The following is a 17,581-nucleotide window of genomic DNA, read 5'->3' as shown; positions in this document are numbered from 1 at the left end:
GGATCGGGCTGACCAGGGCGGCTGCCCCGAGTCAGCCCGAGCGTCGGCTATTTCTTACCGGACGTCTTGCCGCCGCCCCCGGAGTCCGCGGAGAGCGCGGCGATGAATGCCTCCTGCGGCACCTCGACCCGGCCCACCATCTTCATCCGCTTCTTGCCTTCCTTCTGCTTCTCCAGCAGCTTGCGCTTGCGGCTGATGTCACCGCCGTAGCACTTCGCCAGGACGTCCTTGCGGATCGCGCGGATGGTCTCCCGGGCGATCACCCGACTGCCGATCGCCGCCTGGATGGGCACCTCGAACTGCTGACGGGGGATCAGGGAGCGCAGCTTCGCGGCGATGGTGGTGCCGTAGGCGTACGCCTTGTCCTTGTGCACGATCGCGCTGAACGCGTCAACCGGCTCGCCGTGCAGCAGGATGTCCACCTTGACCAGTTCGGAGGCCTGCTCGCCGGAGGGCTCGTAGTCCAACGACGCGTACCCCTTGGTGCGGCTCTTGAGCTGGTCGAAGAAGTCGAAAATAATCTCTGCCAGCGGCAGCGTGTAGCGCAGCTCCACCCGGTCGGCGGAGAGGTAGTCCATGCCAAGCAGCGTGCCCCGGCGGCCCTGGCAGAGCTCCATGACCGCGCCGACGAAGTCGTTCGGGGTCAACACCGTGGCGCGCACCACCGGCTCGTACACCTCGGCGATCTTGCCGGTCGGGTACTCGCTCGGGTTGGTGACCACGACCTCCTCGCCGTCCTCGTTGATGGCCCGGTAGACCACGTTCGGCGCGGTGGAGATCAGGTCGAGGTTGAACTCCCGCTCCAGTCGCTCCCGGATGATCTCCAGGTGTAACAGGCCGAGGAAGCCGCAGCGAAAGCCGAACCCGAGCGCACCAGAGGTCTCCGGCTCGTAGGTCAGTGCCGCGTCATTGAGCTTGAGCTTGTCCAACGCGTCCCGCAGGTTCGGGTAGTCCGACCCGTCAATCGGGTAGAGGCCGGAGTAGACCATCGGCTTCGGGTCCTTGTACCCACCGAGCGGCTCCGCCGCCGGCCGCGCGTTGATGGTGACGGTGTCACCGACCCGGGACTGCCGGACATCCTTCACGCCGGTGATCAGATATCCGACCTCGCCGACCCCGAGGGCGTCCGCCTTGACCATCTCCGGGGAGATCACCCCGATCTCCAGCAGCTCGTGGACCGCACCGGTGGACATCATCTTGATCCGGTCCCGGGCGCTGATCTGCCCGTCAACCACCCGGACGTAGGTGACGACGCCCCGGTACACGTCGTACACGGAGTCGAAGATCATTGCCCGGGCCGACGACTCCGCCACACCGACCGGCGGGGTGAACTGCCGGACGATCTCGTCGAGCAGGTGCGGCACACCGTCGCCGGTCTTGCCGGAGACCCGGATGCAGTCCGCCGGATCGCCGCCGATCAGGTGGGCCAGTTCCTCGGCGTACTTCTCCGGCTGCGCCGCCGGCAGGTCGATCTTGTTGAGTACCGGGATGATGTGCAGATCGTTCTCGAGCGCCAGGTAGAGGTTGGCCAGGGTCTGCGCCTCGATGCCCTGGGCGGCGTCCACCAGCAGGATCGCGCCCTCGCAGGCCGCCAGGGAGCGGGAGACCTCGTAGCTGAAGTCGACGTGCCCGGGGGTGTCGATCATGTTGAGCACGGCGCTCTCGCCGGCCCGCTCCCCCTCCCGAATCGCCCACGGCATCCGGACAGCCTGACTCTTGATGGTGATCCCGCGCTCCCGCTCGATGTCCATCCGATCGAGGTATTGCGCCCGCATCTGTCGGGGATCGACCACACCGGTGAGCTGCAACATCCGGTCGGCCAGGGTCGACTTCCCATGATCGATGTGGGCGATGATGCAGAAGTTCCGGATACGCGCCGGTTCGGTGGCACCAGGAGTGTTCGCGCCGGAATCGAGCGTCGGTGGCACAGCGGTCCGTTCTGGTCGACTGACGTGGAGCGAGCCGGCGCGGCACCGGCCCCCTCTATGCTCCCACGCCACGCTCATGGGTCCGCTGCGCGGGCAAACCCGAACGCGCCGTGCTGATGAACCGGGCTCGTTCCGCGGCAGGCCGGCCGGTTTCGCCCGGCAGCCCGACGCATCATTGGCTACTGAACTATTCGCCCGGTGGCTCGACGAAGAGGGCGGCGAGCTTCGGGAGCCGGCGGCGAGCCTCATCCGCGTCGTCAAAATCCCAGAAGTCGTTCAGGTCCGGCACCGGAACCGGGTCCCGGTCCGCCGGCAGTTCGGCCGCGGTCGCCTTCCGGTACGCCTCCCACGGCACCGCCAGCATTCGGGCGCAGGCGAACTCCTCACCCGACAACGACGCGGTCCGTACCGGCGGCAGGTCGGCCAGCGAGTCCGGCTCGGCGACGGCACGCGCGAACACCTCGCGTCCCTGGGTCATCAGCCAGCCACGGAAGTCGTGGAAGCCGTCGTCGGAGATCCCCCCGTTGATCAGGTATGCCGCACCCCAGAGGTCCACTCGGTGCGAGGCGGCCAGCACCCGGGCCTGATGGCGCGTGTATCCGAGGATCTCCTCCGGTTCCCGCGCCGCGAGCAGGGCCACGGCCCGAGCGGCGACCGCGTCCGGCTCACCCCCACCCCCTGCCCGGGCCTGGTCAACCAGCTGCCAGAAGTCGTCGGTCCGCATGACCCGCCAGTCTTCCAGCCCCGCCGACCAGGAGCGTGCGACGACTCCCCGAACCCGCCGGCCAGGAGGATGCGACAGCCTTCGGGAAGCCACCCGATCATGGCTGGCCGGTGACACCCGCCGTTCGTTCGTCGACACACTGCCCGCTTTACCTGGTGGACTCGCAAATCCATACGACACTGGAGAGATGCCGAGTTCACCCCCGCATCCCGGGACCACCCGCCGGCCCGGCTGGTCCGACCTGCCAGTGGGTGTGCGGGCAGCCCTCGCCGACCGCCTCGGCGCCCCCGTGGTCGCGACCCGTACCGCGACCACCGGCTTCACCCGTGGCTTCGCTGGGGTGCTGTCCGCCGCCGACGGCGGCCGGGTCTTCGTCAAGGCCGCGCCCCGCGACTCCCACCTGGCCAACTGGTACTGGCGAGAGGCGACGGTCCTCGACCGGCTCCCGCCCGGGCTGCCGGCACCCCGAACCCGGTGGACCCTGACCGAGTCCGGCTGGTTCGCCGTCGCTCTCGACGCGGTTGACGGCTATCCGCCCAGACGCCCGTGGGAGCCATCGGAGCTGACCACGACCCTGACCGCGTACGCGGAGGTCGCCGTCGCCCTGGACCCACCGCCCAGCGACCTCGCCGCGCTCAACCCGCCGCACCTGGCCGACCTGGCCCGAGCCGACATCCTCTGCTGGGGTGACGTGGCAGCGGGCCGGGAGGCCCCGCCGCCGCTGCCGGCCGGGCTCGAGCAGCGGCTGCCCGAACTGGTCGGGCTCGAGTCCCGGCTGCCGGGGTACCTTGCCCCGGCGTCCGGTTTCGTCCACGGTGACCTGCGTCCGGACAACGTGCTACTCACCTCGCATGGGCAGGTGTGGTTCTGTGACTGGACCTGGCTCTGCCGAGGTCCGGCCTGGTTCGACCTGGTCACGCTCCTCCTCGGGGGGCTTGCCGTGGAGCAGCAGGAGATCACCGTCGCAGCGTTGGCCGGGACCGGCGGCGCAAGCTCCCCGAACGAAGCCGCGAGCTCCCCCTTCCCGAAGATCACCGTCGGACCAACGCCCGCCCTGACCACCGACTGGCTGGAAACCGCCTTCGCGGCCCACCCAGCTACCGCCGAGGCCCCGCCGGATGCCCTGGATGTCACGCTGGCGGCGCTGGCCGGCTACTTCCTCACCACCGCAGCCACGGTTCCGGAGACCGCGACCGAGCAGCTCGCGGCCCACCAACGCCGCAGCGGCGAGTACGCGCTCGACTGGCTCGCCCGCCGGCAGGGCTGGAGTTGAGCCGCGGTGGGTGCAGAGCTCCACCGCCCCCGGCGGGTGGCCCGGGAGGCAACTTTGGCGCTACCCAAGCGACCTGGTAGCCTGGCACCTCGCGCGACGATGACGCATGCTCGCCGCGTGGATGCAGACCAACCCGAGCTATCAGACGAGGCTGTCGCGTGGCGAACATCAAGTCCCAGATCAAGCGCAACCGGCAGAACGAGAAGCGCCGGCTGCGTAACAAGTCGGTCAAGTCGTCGCTGAAGACCGCCATCCGCAAGTTCCACGAGGCCGCCGAGACCGGCGACGTGGAGAAGGCGACGGTCCTCATGCGCGATGCCGCCCGCAAGCTGGACAAGGCCGCCAGCAAGGGCGTTATCCACGCCAACCAGGCTGCGAACCGTAAGTCGGCTATCGCCAAGCGCGTGGCGTCGTTCTCCGCCTGACCCAGCCATACCAGTTCAGGACAAGACCCCGGGTCCGATCCGGTCCGGGGTTTTGTGCTGCCCGCCGCACACTCCTGCGGTGACCCGGGGCAGCCGTCGTGTCGCCGAGGTCAGCGGTCGGTCGGGGCCGCTCCGGCCGAGGAGAGCTCCCCGCTGCGGCCGAGGACAGCTCCCGTGCTCCGGCCGAGGCCAGCTCCCCGGGACGCTCCGGTGCGGACGAGACGACGACGCCGGGCACGCTGTGCCAGTTCCAGCCGACCCGCGCGGTGCCGACCACCGGCTCCATCTGGTGACGGAAGCGGTCCCGCTCCTGGTCGGGCACGAGCGCCGCGGAGCGGACGACCCGCGCCGCCACCACGTCGTTGATCTTCACCATCACCGCGACCATCGTCGGCAGCACCAGCACCGACCACCAGCTGACCAGTTCGGCGAGCGCCAGTAGCGCCGCCAGCGCGACGGCCCCCTCGAAGAAAACGAAGCAGAGCACCCCACCGGGGTTGACGAACCGCAGCCCCAGCAGTCGCGCGTACAACGGCCGGTAGCGCTCCTCCTCCGCCGTCAGGATGGCCCACGACCTCGGTCCGGTCACCGGCCGCCACCCTGCCGCGCCGCCGCCACCGAAAAGACGGCCCGCTCCAGCGCGTACGCCCGGTCGTCCGAGCCCCCCTTCACGGCCGCATTGCACTCGGCCGCAGCCCGCATGGCCTGGACCAGCCCCTCCGGCGTCCAACCGCGGCTCTGCCGCTGCGCCCGCTCAATCTTCCAGGCCGGCATGCCGAGGGTGCTGGCCAGTTGGTAGGGGCTTCCCCGCCCGGCGGAGGCGACCCGGGCCACGGTACGCACGCCGTCGGCGAGCGCATCAGCAATCGGCACCGGGTCAACGCCGACGTGCAGCGCCCAACGCAGCGCCTCCAACGCAGCCGGCACGTCGCCCACCATCGTCGCGTCGGCGACGGTGAAGCCGGACACCTCGACCCGCCCCCGGTAGTACCGGGCCACCGTCTCCGGGCTGATCTTCCCCTCGGTGTCGGCCAACAACTGCGAGCAGGCGGCGGCGAGTTCGCGCAGGTCATTACCGACCGCCGCGATGAGCGCCTCGGCAGCGGAGTCGGTACACCGGCCACCGGCCCGCCGAAACTCGTCCCGGACGAACGCCACCCGCTCCCGGTGCCCCCGCAGCCGGGCAGCCGGCACCACGGTCGCGCCGGCCGCCTTCAGCCCGTCCGCGAACGCCTTGCCCTTGGCCGCACCGAGGTGGAGCACGACCAGCTGCACCTCGGGGTCGGGGTGCTTCGCGTAAGCGAGGAGGGCCGTCGCCAGATCCTTACGCGCGTCCTGGCCAGACCGCAGAATCAACAACCGCCGTCCGCCGAAGAGCGACGGACTGAGCATCTCCGCGATCTCACCGACGGTGAGGGAGCCGGCTTGATACTCGCGGACGTCCACCTCCGGATCCACACTCCGACTCTGGGCGACCGCCTCGGTGACCGCACGAGTAGCGAGGAGTTCCTCGTCACCGAGGACGAGCAGAATCGGAGCGAGGCTGGCGGCGGTCACGCCGCCCATATTCGCATGGTCGGCCGAGCACGCCAGCCCGGTCGTCCGCCCTCCGATGTCAGAGCCCGCACTCAGCGCAAATCCCGACTTTTACGTCTGTTTCACCTTGAAAACTGACATACCGAGCGCCGGGTGGGGCTCCCGGCATCCGGATGACGACGACAGCGCCTTGAACACCACGTCCCGGCCGGCCCCGCCGTCCGGGCGCGCGGACCCAATGGGCTCAATGTCCCGCGGCCCTCGACATGGTCGTGTTAGCCGCGATGGAACGCGGCGTCGATCTCTCGTCAGTGGGGCTCGCTCGCGGTCCTCGGCGGCGACTCTCCGATAGCGGCCGAGCACCGTCGTGCCGGATGAACAGTTGTCGCCGCCGCAACGCATCACCCGTTGCGTCAAGCTCGTAGCCCTCCACCCACACCCACCCGGGATAGGTAGGCCGATCAAGAACCCGAATCACCCGAACCACGACGGGGCAGACGAACTGCGGGGAAGAACTTCGATCCAGGCGGACGGACTCTCCGGCCCTCATTCCACGGCCCCCGGCAGCCTGGCCCGTCATCGCAACGTCCCGATCACAACCCCAACAACAACGATCATCACAACGAGCGCCGCGACCAGCTTCTGCCTGGTTGTCGGCGGATCCGGCTCCCTCGGCACCACTGGAACCCCATCACCATCCGGCAGCGGAGGCGATCCGTGTGGATCACGGTTGCCATGTAGCGGGGGCCTGTTGTCGTCGGCCATCACAGCCTCCTCAGCCCGTCCAGCACGGACTGAAGAACGTCCAGGTCAGGATGGGAGGTGTAGTACACCCGCGCCCGACCCACAGCCGGCCAGTTGGCAGCGGCGGTGGGCCGAGGGCCAGGATGCAGCGACCGGGCCAAATATTGAGGGCACGCCCTCGATGGGTTCGCGTCTCGCCGGGCATCCGATACGGGGAATCCCGTGCCGGGGACTGGTCCACCGCCTATCTCAGTCATGCCGCTCGCCTCTCTGGTTGCGCCTACCTGCCTCAGCACGTATGCCCTGCTCCTTTACAGGCGTGTCGTGAGGCACCTGGCATGCATATGCACCACTCAAGGCAACGTCAGGAAATGTCGGCTAGCTCCGAGCCTTGCTTTTGACAATCTGCCGACAGTCCTCAGGCAGACGGCGGTGATGGCGAACCGGTCAGGAATGATGTCGCAGCATTGTCGAAAACCGATGACAACCCTAGACGGTAGCGGCAGCGACCTCTTTTGATGTTCGTGTCAACCTCCGGCACGGCCTGTAAGGCAGTCCGGTCCACCGCCGAAAGTGGGATGATCACCTTGAAGCGTCTTATCGTCGATACGCACGCCTCGTCTTGCTTTTTCCGCACATCAGTAGGCGGAGATGGCCGCAAGGCGCTAATACAGATCACCGAACGCTGCAACCTACACTGCGCCCACTGCTTCGTCTCTTCCACCGCGGTCGGCGCTGACCTGCCGCTGAAGGACTTCACCGCCTACGTCCTACCCCGGCTACTTGATGCTCGGGTCGAACGCATCACGCTCACCGGCGGTGAGCCCTTCGTCCATCCGGACCTGCTGGCGATATGCCAGGCGGTAGCCGATCGAGGGATGCCGGTTGGGATCTGCACCAACGCCACCCAGACCAGCGACGCAGATGTCGCTGCCTTGGCTGAACTGGGTAGCGTCCACATCAATGTGTCGTTCGACGGTTTCCGGCCCGACAGTCACGGCAAGTTCCGCGGCGACCGATCATCGTTTGCTGCGGCCCTTGCCACCACCCGCAAGTTCGCTGACGCTGGCCTGCTCAAAGGGCTCCTGTCGACGCCGAACGCGTTGACCGTTCCCGAGGAATTCGCGGACCTCTGCGCCTTCGGTGTCGAGGTCGGTGCCGAGTACGTCCTGATGAACCCGCTGTCGTCGTTCGGGCGAGGGGTGAAGAGTCGCGGTCGGCTCGCGGCCACCACAGCAGCCATGAACGCCCTCCGCGCGGTGACTGACCGATTCGCCGACCAACTCGACCTCGTACGCATCCGATTCCCCAACGACGAGTTGCCCTTGGGGGACTGCGACGCCGGCAAGCTGATCTACGTGTTCGTTGACGGGCAGGTTGCGATCTGCCCGTACCTCGTCTTCGCCGCCCGCACCCCCGCATCCCGGCACCGCGACACGGAGTTCCTCGCGGGCAACGTCCTGCGCTCGGCCATCACAGCCCACCTAGATGAGCACCCCTTCCACACCCGCTATGCGGCGGGTGCGAACACCACCTGCAGCAGCTGCACCCTCAACGAACAATGCGGCAAGGGCTGTCCTGCCGCAGTCGTCGCGGCTGGAGGTCACATCGGTGATCTGGACACCGAGCAATGCCCGATCACCGGCCCGGATGACCGGCGGCTACTACCCCTCGCGGCCGGGGAGTGATCGAGCTGTTCATCGCGATCGAAGGTCCCAACGGCGTCGGGAAGAGCACCATCGCCGGCCGGCTGGCTGACCGTCTCGCTGACGACGGCCCCACCGGCGTGCACCTGACCGCCGAGCCCACCCGCACACCCCTAGGCCGGCTTCTTCGACGCTCGGAGGATTTCCTCCACAGCAGGGCACTCGCCCTCGCGCTCGCCGCCGACCGCGCCGCGCATATCGACAACGAGATCATCCCCCGACTCGATGACGGCTTCCACGTCGTCACGGACCGATACGTTGCTTCCTCATTGGTCCTGCAACGCATCGACGGCCTTGACCTCGCCGAGATCTGGTCCTACAACCAGTACGTCCTGCCCGCCACCGTCATCTACCTCGAAGACGACCCCGACCTCATCCGCTGCCGGCTTTCCGCCCGCGAACACTTGAGCCGCCTGGAGCACACCGGATCACCCGAGGCGGAACTCGCCCTCTACCGTGACGCGGCCCAACACCTACACCGACAGCAATGGCGCCAACACACCGTCGCCTGCAACCGGCTCACCCCCGACCAGGTCGTCACCGCTATCCTCGGTCTCCTCCACACCGACGCGCCATGAGCAGCGAGGCCCACCACCCGTGCTGTCAATCCTGACGATCAACGTGCAGGCCGCCGCGCTCCCCCGCGCGCGTCACCTACTCACCTGGCTGCTGGATCGCAACGACGACATCATCATCCTGACCGAAACCAGCAACGGGCCCGGCACCCAACACCTACTCACTGAACTGGCCACAGCCGGCCTGACCATTACCCACCAGCGCTCACCCGATGGCGATCGGGGCTGCGCTATCGCCACCCGCGTCCCCAGCCGAGCCACACCCCACCTCACCAACGCTGTTAGCCGGCCTGGCCGGGCCCCCGCCATCACCATCGACACCAACCCGGCCATCACCGCGCTCGGCCTTTACGTGCCATCCAGCGACCGCGCACCCGACAAGGTCGCCAAGAAACGGGCCTTCCTCACCACCGTGCACAACGCCCTGGCCCGACTACCCGACGCCGAGCGGGCCCATCTGATAATCGGCGGAGACTACAACGTCATTAGCCGCAGCCACCAACCCCGCTATCCGGGATTCCTCGCATTCGAGTACAAATTCCTCGATGCCCTCAACACCCTTGGGTTAACCGATGTCCATGAGAGGTTACACCCCGGCGTCCAAGCCCACAGCTGGATCGGTCGAGCAGGCAACGGATACCGATTCGACTACCTGCATTCTGGCGCGGCCCTACTACCTCATCTGACCGCCACCGCATACCTCCATCAACCTCGACTAGAGCGCCTCACCGACCACGCCGCGCACAGCCTCACCATCGACCTCCAGCTCGCCGGGAGTCGCAACTCCGGCTACGCGGCACCGCCCCCTGCCGATAGCTCAACCGCGCTTCACCAGGACTTCAACGGCGTGCCAGGCCCGCGCCCCGATCAGGCAACGGGTTGCGGTCGCGCGGCGGCCCGCAGCAGCGAGTCGTAAGTCTGCCCCACCCTTTCCATCGCTATCCCCAGGGACGTAGCCTGGACGTGCAACCGCTCCTGGGCGTCTGCTCCGGATTCCTGATCATCGGCCATGGTCTCCAACTCCAGGAACGTGCCGAGCCCATCAACGGCATCCACACAGACGGTGACCTCGCCCCAACGCCCGATTCTGCGGGTCTTGACGATCTGCACGGTGGGGGTGAAACCCATGCTCAGCAACGCCGCATGCATCTGCCCTCGGTCAGCGACCGTGGTCTCGTGTTCCAGGCAGGCAAGCTCGTTGTTGATCGGCCGCTTGACCGTAAAAAGGTGCCGGCCCGACTGCGTGCGAAGTCGGGCGAAAGGAACATCTTTCTTAGGCATCCCGTACTGCCAGGTAACGGGGGCATATGCCTGGTCATCCTGACGCACTGGCCCCGACAACCGAACACCGCGGCCATCGAGAGCCACCAGCAGCGCCGTTTCATCTGATACCAGGTATTTGACCTCAACCTCTTGCACTGAGAGAGCCTATAAAACCACCAGCACGCGCAGGGCACCGCCACACCACGAAGGGCCGCACCATCCCTTCGCCCATCGAAAGCATCCACCTACCGAGGCCCCAGCGCGGGGGCTGTTGGCGGGCCGACCGTTCGGGTTAACGTGCAGTCGTCTAGCTCCGTCGATAAGTCACGCATTCCGAGGGAGGTAACGGGCGTGGATCCTCACCATGTGAGCGAGGCGTGGCGGGCGCTCGGGCAGCAGTTGGCCCAGTTCCGTAAAGCTGCCGGCTATACCCAACACTCGCTGGCGCCCAAGGCACTGTCTGCCCGCAGCACCATCGCCAACACTGAAGTCGGACGGCAGCGCCCAGATTGCGCGTTCTGGGGACGCTGCGATGCGCTCCTGGACACCGGCGGAGTCCTCACCGCCGCCTACGACCGGGTCCTGGTCCTCCAACAGCAGTATCGGCGCGACAGCAGTACCGCGGCGCTGCACACGATGATCGCGCGGGCAGAGGCTGCCTGCCCACCACCCACCAATCAGAACCAGCCCCCATACCGTGCCCCTGTTCAACACGAGGCCAGCGCCCGCAACTCAGCAGACAACCCGGATATCGTGACGGCAATGGCCGCGCAGGAGCGGATACACCAAGCCCACCTTAGTCGCCGTGCGCTCCTGCAAGCGGTGCCTGGAAGCCTGATGGCAGCACTGCCTGAGACCAGCCCGACCCACAAGACAAAGACCGTCCGGGTCGATCCGGCTATCGTGGACCACTTCACGCGAATGCGCTGCGTGCTCGTGGAATCCGACAACCGAATCGGTGCCGCCACGATCCTGCCGACCGTGCGAGGGCAACTCGGGCTCATCGCCGAGTACCGCAGAGCCACCCAGGGTCCCCTACACGACGCGCTGCTGGCTACCGAAGCGCGATGGGCTGAGTTCACCGGCTGGCTCAGCGACGATCTGGGCGAACGCGCCGCCGGTGACTGGTGGATCGCGCAGGCATTGACCATGGCCCAGGAAGCCGGTGACACCGAGTTCACCGGCTACGTGTTCGCCCGTATGGCCCAACGCGCAGCCGAAGCTCTCGACCAGGACCGAGTACACGGACTCGCCCGAGCAGCCGCACGCAGCGGCAGCAAGCGTGCCCAGGTGCAGGCTTTCGCAACAGTCCACACCGCTCACGCGCACGCCATCGACGGAAACACCTCCCGATTCCAGGCCGCGATCAACGACGCCCACCACCTCATCGCCGACATCGCACCCGACCAGGGCCTCGGCGCCTTCTGCACCACCAGCTACGTACGGGCGCACGAAGGGGACTGCTGGTTACGGCTGGGCCGTCCCCACGCCGCCATCGAATGCTTCCACCAAGCCCTCGGTACATGGCCAGAGTCCTACCAACGCGACCGGGGCCTCTACCTCGCACGAACCGCCGCCGCCCACCTCGCTGCCGACGAGCCCGAACAGGCCGCCAACACCGCCCTCGCCGCCCTCGAACTTGCCCGCCTAACCCGCTCCACCCGCGTACACCACCACGTCACCACCATCAGCAGTCAACTCACGGCACACACCACCGCACCCGCAGTAGCGCAACTCCATGCCGCCCTCACCGCCGCAGCAACACCGGCATGACCCCTACCGCTTGCCCCTTCGACGTCACCTTCGTCGGTCGGGCCAACATCGACCTCACCACTCACGTCCCCCACCGTGCCAGTCCAGGACGCACCACCTTTGGATCACCACTGACCACCCGTCCCGGCGGGAAGAGCCTCAACCAGGCCATCACCACCGCCCAACGGGGCGGACGCGCCTGCCTCATCGCCAACATCGGGTCCGACTCCTGGGGCCACCAAATCCACACCGCCCTCACCCAGGCAAGCGTTGACACCCGCTACCTCACACACATCCCCAATACCGCCACCAGCGCTGCCGTCATCGAAGTCACCCCCGACGGCGAAAGCTACATCACCCTGGCCCTCTCCCCCGCCACCGAACTCACCACGCACGACATCCGCCAGGCCACCACCATCCTCGACACACGGGCCATAGTCGTCCAACTCGACCTACCCGCCGAACCCGTCACCACCCTGCTACATCAGCGTCCCGCGCCAATCGTCATCGGCAACCTCGTCCCCCACACCAACCTCCACCCCAATCTGCTACGCCACCTCGATCTCCTCGTGGTCAACCACCACGAAGCCACCACCATCCTGCGCACCAACACCACCAACCCCCTCCACGCGGCCACCGCCCTACAGCAACTCGGCCCCCGCGCCGTCGTCGTCACCGCCGGCCCCGACGGCGCCGCCTACATCTACCCCCGCGGATCCGGAACCATCCCCGCCCCCGCCGTGCCCGTCATCGACACCACCGGCGCTGGCGACGCCTTCCTCGGCGCCCTCGCCCTCGACCTCACCCGACAGACCCCACTACCCGACGCCATCACCACCGCCACCCACATCGCCGCCCAGACCATCCAACACAGCGGCGCCAACACCACACTGCCCATGACCAGCCACAACCCGCCAACGCCGCCACAAACATGAGCACCGTGAGAACTGGCGTAACTAGCGTCTGATCGGGTCCTCGGCGCCCCGGGTGACGACGGCCAACCCGGACGGTCGGGTCACCACGGCAACGTCGCCGTCAAGGTCGGTACGCAGGATCCGGGCTCCGCCGCGGGCAAGACGGCCCAGCACCGACGCGTCCGGATGCCCATAGGTGTTCTCCCGGCCGACCGGGACCACCGCGACCAGCGGACGGACCGCGTCGAGAAAGGCCGGGTCCTGATACGCCGAACCGTGATGGGCGACCTTCAACACGTGCGCGCGGAGCCCACCAGGCGGCGCATGATCGAGGAGGGCCTGCTGTTCCTCGATCTCGGCATCTCCGGTCAGCAGGATCCGCACCCCGTTGACGGTGGCCAGTAAGACCAGCGAGTTGTTGTTCGGATCTGAACGGGTGCCCCGCAGTGGAACCGGTGGACCGATCACGGTCATCTCCACCGTGCCAGCCCGATAGCCCCAACCGGCCGGCGCGGAGATCATCTCGACGGAGCCCGCCGCCGCCGCGACCTGAACCAGGTCCCGGCCGAACGCCGGCTCCGACCACGACGGAGCGAGCACGGCCGCGACCCGCCGCCCCCGGAAGACACCGGCCACCCCACCCACATGGTCGTGGTGGAAGTGACTGATCACCAGCAGTGGCACCTCCCGCACACCGATCCGCCGTAGGCAGCGATCCACCAACCCCGGCTCCGCCCCCGCGTCCACCACCACCCCCCGCCCCGGACCAACCGACAGGACCAGCGCATCACCCTGGCCGACCGCACACGCCACAACCACCCAACCGGCCGGCGGCCAACCAGCAGCCACCAGCCGCACCGGCAAGGCACCGAGCACGGCCGCAACCGCGGTCACCGCCACCAGCCGCCGCACCACCCGGCGACGGACCGCCACCAGCAACGCCAGCGTCAACCCCGCCAGTAGCAACGCACCCCCGACCCCCGCCGGCCAGGGAAGCGCCCCCGCCGGCGCCCGCGCCCCGTAGTGCGCCACAGTGACCAGCCACCACGCCGGCCAACTGGCCAGCCAGGCCAGAAACTCGGCACCCGCCGACCACAGCGGCGACAGCGCCGCCGCCACAACACCGAGCACCGTGGCCGGCGCGATCGCGGGCGCCACCAGCAGATTCGCCGGCACCGCGACCAGGCTGACCGTGCCCGAAATCCCCGCGACCACCGGCGCGCAGGCCACCTGCGCAGCAGCCGGCACCGCCAGCGCCTCAGCAACCCCCGGCGGCACCCGACGACGACGTAACGCATCCCGCCACCGCGGCGCCAACAGCAACAACCCACCCGTGGCGAGCACCGAGAGCGCGAAACCGAAGTCCCCCGCCAGCTCAGGATCGACAAGCACCAGCACGGTGACCGCCGCAGCCAATGCCGGCAACGCTGCGCGCGGCCGACCCACGGCGAGCGCGGCCAACCCGATCGCGCCCATCGCCGCCGCCCGCACCACACTCGGCGACGGACGGACCAAGATCACGAAACCCACCAACGCAACCACACAGAGTCCGGCGGCGAGCCAGGGACCAGCCCGCCCCCAACGAGCGAGCAGCAACACCGCACCAACGACGATCGCGACGTTGGAACCAGATACCGCTGTCAGGTGGGTCATCCCGGTGTCGAGAAAGTCCTCCCGCACTGAGTCGGGCAGCCGGCTCGTGTCGCCCACCACCAGGCCGGGCAGCAGGCCACCCCGCTCGTCCGGTAGCGGCTCGCAGGCTTTCTGGAGGCCGGCGCGGAGCACTCCGGCGGCACGCTGCAAGCCCGGTGGCGACCCGTGTGGGACCGGGGCCCGGCTTGACTCCAGGACCGCAGCGGTCAGATCGCCGCCTCGTGGAGCAGCGAGTCGACCTTCGGCGGTCAGCCGCTGCCCCGGCAGCAGCGCTCGCCAGGCCGGGTCGGCAGCGAGGACCAGCATCCGGACCCGCGCCTCGACCCGGTGCCCGCCGAGAGTGGTGATGCGGCTCGACTCCGCTGCCACCAAGAACGTGGCCGGCCGCCCAGACCCGGAGCGGACCAGCCGGGGGTCATCCCGGACGACCAGGTCGACGGTAACGACGGCCCGCTCCTCGACGAGGGCACGCACCGGGGTGGCGTCCCGCGCGGCTACCCGCGCGGCGGTGACGCTCGCTCCGCACACCACGCCGAGTAGGACGGCGATGGCCGTCCAGCCGTACCGGCGGACGGATGCCGGCGGCCGGCCGAGAAGTCCAGACCGGTAAACCCCGCCGGCGGCAGCCATCACCGCGGCGATCGTGGCGACCAGCAGCGACGCCCTGGCGGGCAGGTACAGGCCGGCCAACGCGGCCAGCCACGCGGCGACGGCCAGCCCAGCCAGCCGCAGGTCCGGCGGGTCGGCGGGCGTACCAGGGGCGGAACGTCCCGGGTGGGCAGGGACGGCGCCGGATGCGGTCGGTGCAGCTGCCCGCCGAGCGGGCCCAGGGCGCTGCCCGTCCCGGTGGCTTCTCACACCGTCACCAGGTCCTTGAGCTGTTCGTACCGGGTGTCGCCGATGCCGCCAACCTGGCGTAGGTCGCTGACCGACCGGAAGCCGCCATGCTTTTCACGGTGGTCAAGGATGCGCTGCGCGAGCACCGGGCCGACTCCGGGCAAGGTGTCGAGCTGCGCCAGGGTGGCGGTGTTGAGGTTGACCTTGCCGCCGGGCGCCGCTCCCGCCGCCCCACCGGCGGAGGCCACCCCCGGTGGCGCGGTGACACCGATCAGGATGAGTTCCCCATCGACTAACTTCCGGGCCGGATTGAACAGGGCGACATCGACGCCGGGCAGCGCCCCACCGGCCGCCTGCACCGCGTCCGCGACCCGGGCACCGGCCGGCACCCGGACAAGTCCCGGTCGGCGGACCTTGCCGGCGACCGCCACGACCAGCTCACCGACCGCCTCCGTCGGGTCAATGGACGCGGACGGAACGACCGGCGTCACCGCTGCGACCGGCTCGACCTGAGGCCGGGACTGCCACGCCCAGAAGCCCGCCCCGAGCACCACCAGCACAGCGACGAGAGCCAATGCCCGCACCCCACGCCGCCCCGGATCGAAAGCGCCCGGCCCCGACAGGACTCGGCTCGATGGGTCTCCATCCGGTTCGGCGGACGACACCGCCTCCCCCTCCGACCCGTCCTGCGGGGTGCGCCACGGACCGTCCGGCACCGCCGGCCGCGGCACCACCGCCGGGGCCATGGCCATCGGCGGGCCGGCGCCGGACAGCTCGCCTGCCGGCAGCACTCGATGCAGGCGCTCCCGGACCGCCCTCTCCTCGTCGTATGACACGGCGCGACGCTAGGCCGACGGGTGGAACGAACGCCCTCCGCGCGAGGCTCCGCTGTGGATGAGAGCGCGCCTGTGGACAGCCCCCTGACCATGGTCCCGGTGTGCTATCGATCGCGCCTCCGACAGCCGTTCCGCCGGAACGGGCAGCGTGCTGGCTCAGCCCTCGGCAGGCGGACGGCGGTGCACGACCACGCCGATCAGACCGGGCCCCGCATGCGCGGCGACCACCGCACCGGCCTCAGAGACGTACGTGCTCCGCAGGCGATCCCCGAACCGCGCCGCCAGCGCCATCTGGAGTGCCTCGACGCGCTGCGGCGCGGCGAGGTGATGCAGAGCCAGGTCAACGTCGGCATCCCCGGCGGCCTCGACAGCGAGGTCCACCAGCCGGGCGATGCCCCGGCTGGCGGTACGCACCCGGTCTCGGAGGACGATCACGCCATCCCGCATGTGCATGATCGGCTTCACCGAGAGAGCAGTCCCGAGCAGCGCCGAGGCGGCGTTGATCCGCCCGCCCCGACGGAGGAACTCCAGCGTGTCGACGTAGAAGTAGATGGTGCTCCGCGCTGTGGCCCGCTGGGCGGCAGCGTGAGCCGCGACCAGGTCGGCACCGGTTGCCGCAGCTTCGGCTGCGGCAACCGCGGGGAATCCGATGCCCATGCCGCAGGAGCGGCTGTCCACCACCGCCACCCGGTCACCGAACTCCGCGGCGGCCAGTCGCGCGGACTCGACCGTGCCGGAGAGCCCTGCGGACAGGTGCACCGAGACGATGCCGTCGGCGCCGCCATCGAGGATCCGGCGGTACGTGCGCACAAACTGCGCTGGGGCCGGCCGGGAGGTACTGACTGACACCCGCCGCCCGCTCAGGGCCCGGGAAGCGTCAGCGGGAGAGGTCTCCACCCCCTCGCGCCCTTCCATGCCGTTGAGCACGACGGTCAGAGGCACCACCGTTAGCTGGTGACTGGCCAGCAGCCCAGGGGGAAGGTAGGCGGTGGAGTCGGTGACGACCGCGACGGGCATGCCGGAACGCTAACCGATGCCGACCGGCGCCGCAGAGGCAGAATCAGGTCAGAAACCGCCGAAGGCGCTGTTGGCCGGCACCCGGTTCGGGTGCCGGCCAACAGTTTCTTTCCCCCTTGTGTGGGTCAGGTCTGCGGGGGTTTGTTTGTGGGTGGTGCGGGTGGGGTCAGCTGGCCCAGTGCTCGGCCACCAGGTCGGCGGCCTGGGTCTCCCACTGGGCGTAGTGGAACGGGTACGCCGACACCTGCACCTTCTGGGCGGCTTCGGTCAGGGGCATGTCCTGCCAGCCCTCGACCTGCTTGAGGCCGTTGAGGAAGGCGGTGGTGGAGTAGGCGGGGTCGGTGATCTGCTCCACCGTGCCCCAACCAGACGACGGACGCTGCTGGAACAGGCCCTGC

The 17,581-nt window shown here is 68.8% G+C and carries 16 protein-coding genes and 1 pseudogene; 7 read left to right on the top strand and 10 right to left on the bottom strand.

The annotated features are described in order from the left end of the window. Window positions 1–47: 47 nt before the first annotated feature. Window positions 48–1,928: a translation elongation factor 4 gene (gene lepA, locus B118_RS0120805; RefSeq protein WP_028189039.1), complete on the bottom strand. Its 1,881-nt coding sequence runs from the start codon at window positions 1,926–1,928 to the stop codon at window positions 48–50. Between the two features lie 187 nt (window positions 1,929–2,115). Further along, the gene (locus tag B118_RS0120800; protein WP_018223022.1) at window positions 2,116–2,652 is read right to left on the bottom strand and encodes a DUF4240 domain-containing protein; all 537 of its coding nucleotides are present in this window, start codon (window positions 2,650–2,652) and stop codon (window positions 2,116–2,118) included. A 187-nt stretch (window positions 2,653–2,839) separates the two neighbouring features. Between B118_RS0120800 and B118_RS0120795 the strand changes: the two genes are divergently transcribed. Together B118_RS0120795 and rpsT are read left to right on the top strand one after the other, a co-directional pair. Then, complete coding sequence (locus tag B118_RS0120795) at window positions 2,840–3,925, top strand: phosphotransferase family protein (RefSeq protein WP_033668193.1); 1,086 nt, start codon at window positions 2,840–2,842, stop codon at window positions 3,923–3,925. Between the two features lie 158 nt (window positions 3,926–4,083). Next, entirely contained in the window at window positions 4,084–4,350 is a 267-nt protein-coding gene (rpsT, locus tag B118_RS0120790) for a 30S ribosomal protein S20 (RefSeq protein ID WP_012014671.1), read from the top strand. Here rpsT and B118_RS0120785 read toward each other — a convergent pair. From B118_RS0120785 to B118_RS30865, 3 genes are all read right to left on the bottom strand, one after another. Further along, window positions 4,316–4,939: a hypothetical protein gene (locus B118_RS0120785; protein ID WP_027658441.1), complete on the bottom strand. Its 624-nt coding sequence runs from the start codon at window positions 4,937–4,939 to the stop codon at window positions 4,316–4,318. The two genes, rpsT and B118_RS0120785, sit on opposite strands and share 35 nt — an antisense overlap. Further along, window positions 4,936–5,916: a DNA polymerase III subunit delta gene (gene holA / locus B118_RS0120780; RefSeq protein ID WP_018223019.1), complete on the bottom strand. Its 981-nt coding sequence runs from the start codon at window positions 5,914–5,916 to the stop codon at window positions 4,936–4,938. Before holA ends, B118_RS0120785 begins: the two co-directional genes overlap by 4 nt. Window positions 5,917–6,462: 546 nt before the next feature. Beyond that, window positions 6,463–6,651 (bottom strand): hypothetical protein, encoded by a 189-nt coding sequence (locus tag B118_RS30865; RefSeq protein ID WP_027650258.1) that lies wholly within the window; start codon window positions 6,649–6,651, stop codon window positions 6,463–6,465. Window positions 6,652–7,217: 566 nt separating this feature from the next. Between B118_RS30865 and B118_RS33115 the strand changes: the two genes are divergently transcribed. Genes B118_RS33115 through B118_RS28780 form a run of 3 tightly spaced genes read left to right on the top strand, consistent with a single transcriptional unit; the run spans window position 7,218 to window position 9,827 of the window. Then, window positions 7,218–8,318 (top strand): radical SAM protein, encoded by a 1,101-nt coding sequence (locus B118_RS33115; protein WP_238324065.1) that lies wholly within the window; start codon window positions 7,218–7,220, stop codon window positions 8,316–8,318. Further along, window positions 8,315–8,914, top strand: coding sequence for a dTMP kinase (tmk, locus tag B118_RS28785; RefSeq protein ID WP_050592313.1), 600 nt, complete (start codon window positions 8,315–8,317; stop codon window positions 8,912–8,914). The genes B118_RS33115 and tmk overlap by 4 nt, the downstream gene beginning before the upstream one ends. A gap of 19 nt (window positions 8,915–8,933) precedes the next feature. Then, entirely contained in the window at window positions 8,934–9,827 is an 894-nt protein-coding gene (locus B118_RS28780) for an endonuclease/exonuclease/phosphatase family protein (RefSeq protein ID WP_050592845.1), read from the top strand. Here the strand turns inward: B118_RS28780 and cyaB are convergent. Continuing rightward, entirely contained in the window at window positions 9,779–10,330 is a 552-nt protein-coding gene (gene cyaB / locus B118_RS0120760) for a class IV adenylate cyclase (protein ID WP_028193355.1), read from the bottom strand. The two genes, B118_RS28780 and cyaB, sit on opposite strands and share 49 nt — an antisense overlap. A 210-nt stretch (window positions 10,331–10,540) precedes the next feature. Here cyaB and B118_RS0120755 point away from each other — a divergent pair, with 210 nt between their 5' ends. Together B118_RS0120755 and B118_RS0120750 are read left to right on the top strand one after the other, a co-directional pair. Continuing rightward, window positions 10,541–11,947, top strand: coding sequence for a helix-turn-helix domain-containing protein (locus tag B118_RS0120755; protein WP_238324064.1), 1,407 nt, complete (start codon window positions 10,541–10,543; stop codon window positions 11,945–11,947). Further along, window positions 11,944–12,861: a PfkB family carbohydrate kinase gene (locus B118_RS0120750; protein ID WP_028193353.1), complete on the top strand. Its 918-nt coding sequence runs from the start codon at window positions 11,944–11,946 to the stop codon at window positions 12,859–12,861. Before B118_RS0120755 ends, B118_RS0120750 begins: the two co-directional genes overlap by 4 nt. Before the next feature lie 21 nt (window positions 12,862–12,882). Here the strand turns inward: B118_RS0120750 and B118_RS0120745 are convergent, their stop codons facing one another. The 4 genes and pseudogenes from B118_RS0120745 to B118_RS32205 form a co-directional block, all read right to left on the bottom strand. Beyond that, window positions 12,883–15,351 carry a ComEC/Rec2 family competence protein gene (locus tag B118_RS0120745; RefSeq protein WP_028193352.1) on the bottom strand — a complete coding sequence of 823 codons (2,469 nt, stop codon included), beginning with the start codon at window positions 15,349–15,351 and terminating at the stop codon, window positions 12,883–12,885. Then, the gene (locus B118_RS0120740) at window positions 15,348–16,166 is read right to left on the bottom strand and encodes a ComEA family DNA-binding protein (protein ID WP_028193351.1); all 819 of its coding nucleotides are present in this window, start codon (window positions 16,164–16,166) and stop codon (window positions 15,348–15,350) included. The genes B118_RS0120745 and B118_RS0120740 overlap by 4 nt, the downstream gene beginning before the upstream one ends. 156 nt (window positions 16,167–16,322) lie before the next feature. Next, complete coding sequence (locus B118_RS0120735) at window positions 16,323–17,183, bottom strand: DegV family protein (protein WP_028193350.1); 861 nt, start codon at window positions 17,181–17,183, stop codon at window positions 16,323–16,325. Between the two features lie 166 nt (window positions 17,184–17,349). Then, window positions 17,350–17,581: pseudogene (locus tag B118_RS32205) on the bottom strand (hypothetical protein); the annotation flags it as partial.

This window comes from Salinispora pacifica CNR114 (genome assembly GCF_000514775.1).
Taxonomy (GTDB): domain Bacteria; phylum Actinomycetota; class Actinomycetes; order Mycobacteriales; family Micromonosporaceae; genus Micromonospora; species Micromonospora pacifica.
The sequence above is the reverse complement of the archived record's forward strand: the minus strand, read 5'-3'. Positions and strand labels throughout refer to the sequence as shown.

What these genes read in the sequence shown, in the direction of transcription:
- B118_RS0120800 (WP_018223022.1), bottom strand. Translation starts at nt 2,652, where the DNA reads ATGCGGACCGACGACTTCTGGCAGCTGGTTGACCAGGCCCGGGCAGGG.
- B118_RS0120795 (WP_033668193.1), top strand. Translation starts at nt 2,840, where the DNA reads ATGCCGAGTTCACCCCCGCATCCCGGGACCACCCGCCGGCCCGGCTGG.
- holA (WP_018223019.1), bottom strand. Translation starts at nt 5,916, where the DNA reads ATGGGCGGCGTGACCGCCGCCAGCCTCGCTCCGATTCTGCTCGTCCTC.
- B118_RS30865 (WP_027650258.1), bottom strand. Translation starts at nt 6,651, where the DNA reads ATGGCCGACGACAACAGGCCCCCGCTACATGGCAACCGTGATCCACAC.
- B118_RS0120750 (WP_028193353.1), top strand. Translation starts at nt 11,944, where the DNA reads ATGACCCCTACCGCTTGCCCCTTCGACGTCACCTTCGTCGGTCGGGCC.
- B118_RS0120735 (WP_028193350.1), bottom strand. Translation starts at nt 17,183, where the DNA reads ATGCCCGTCGCGGTCGTCACCGACTCCACCGCCTACCTTCCCCCTGGG.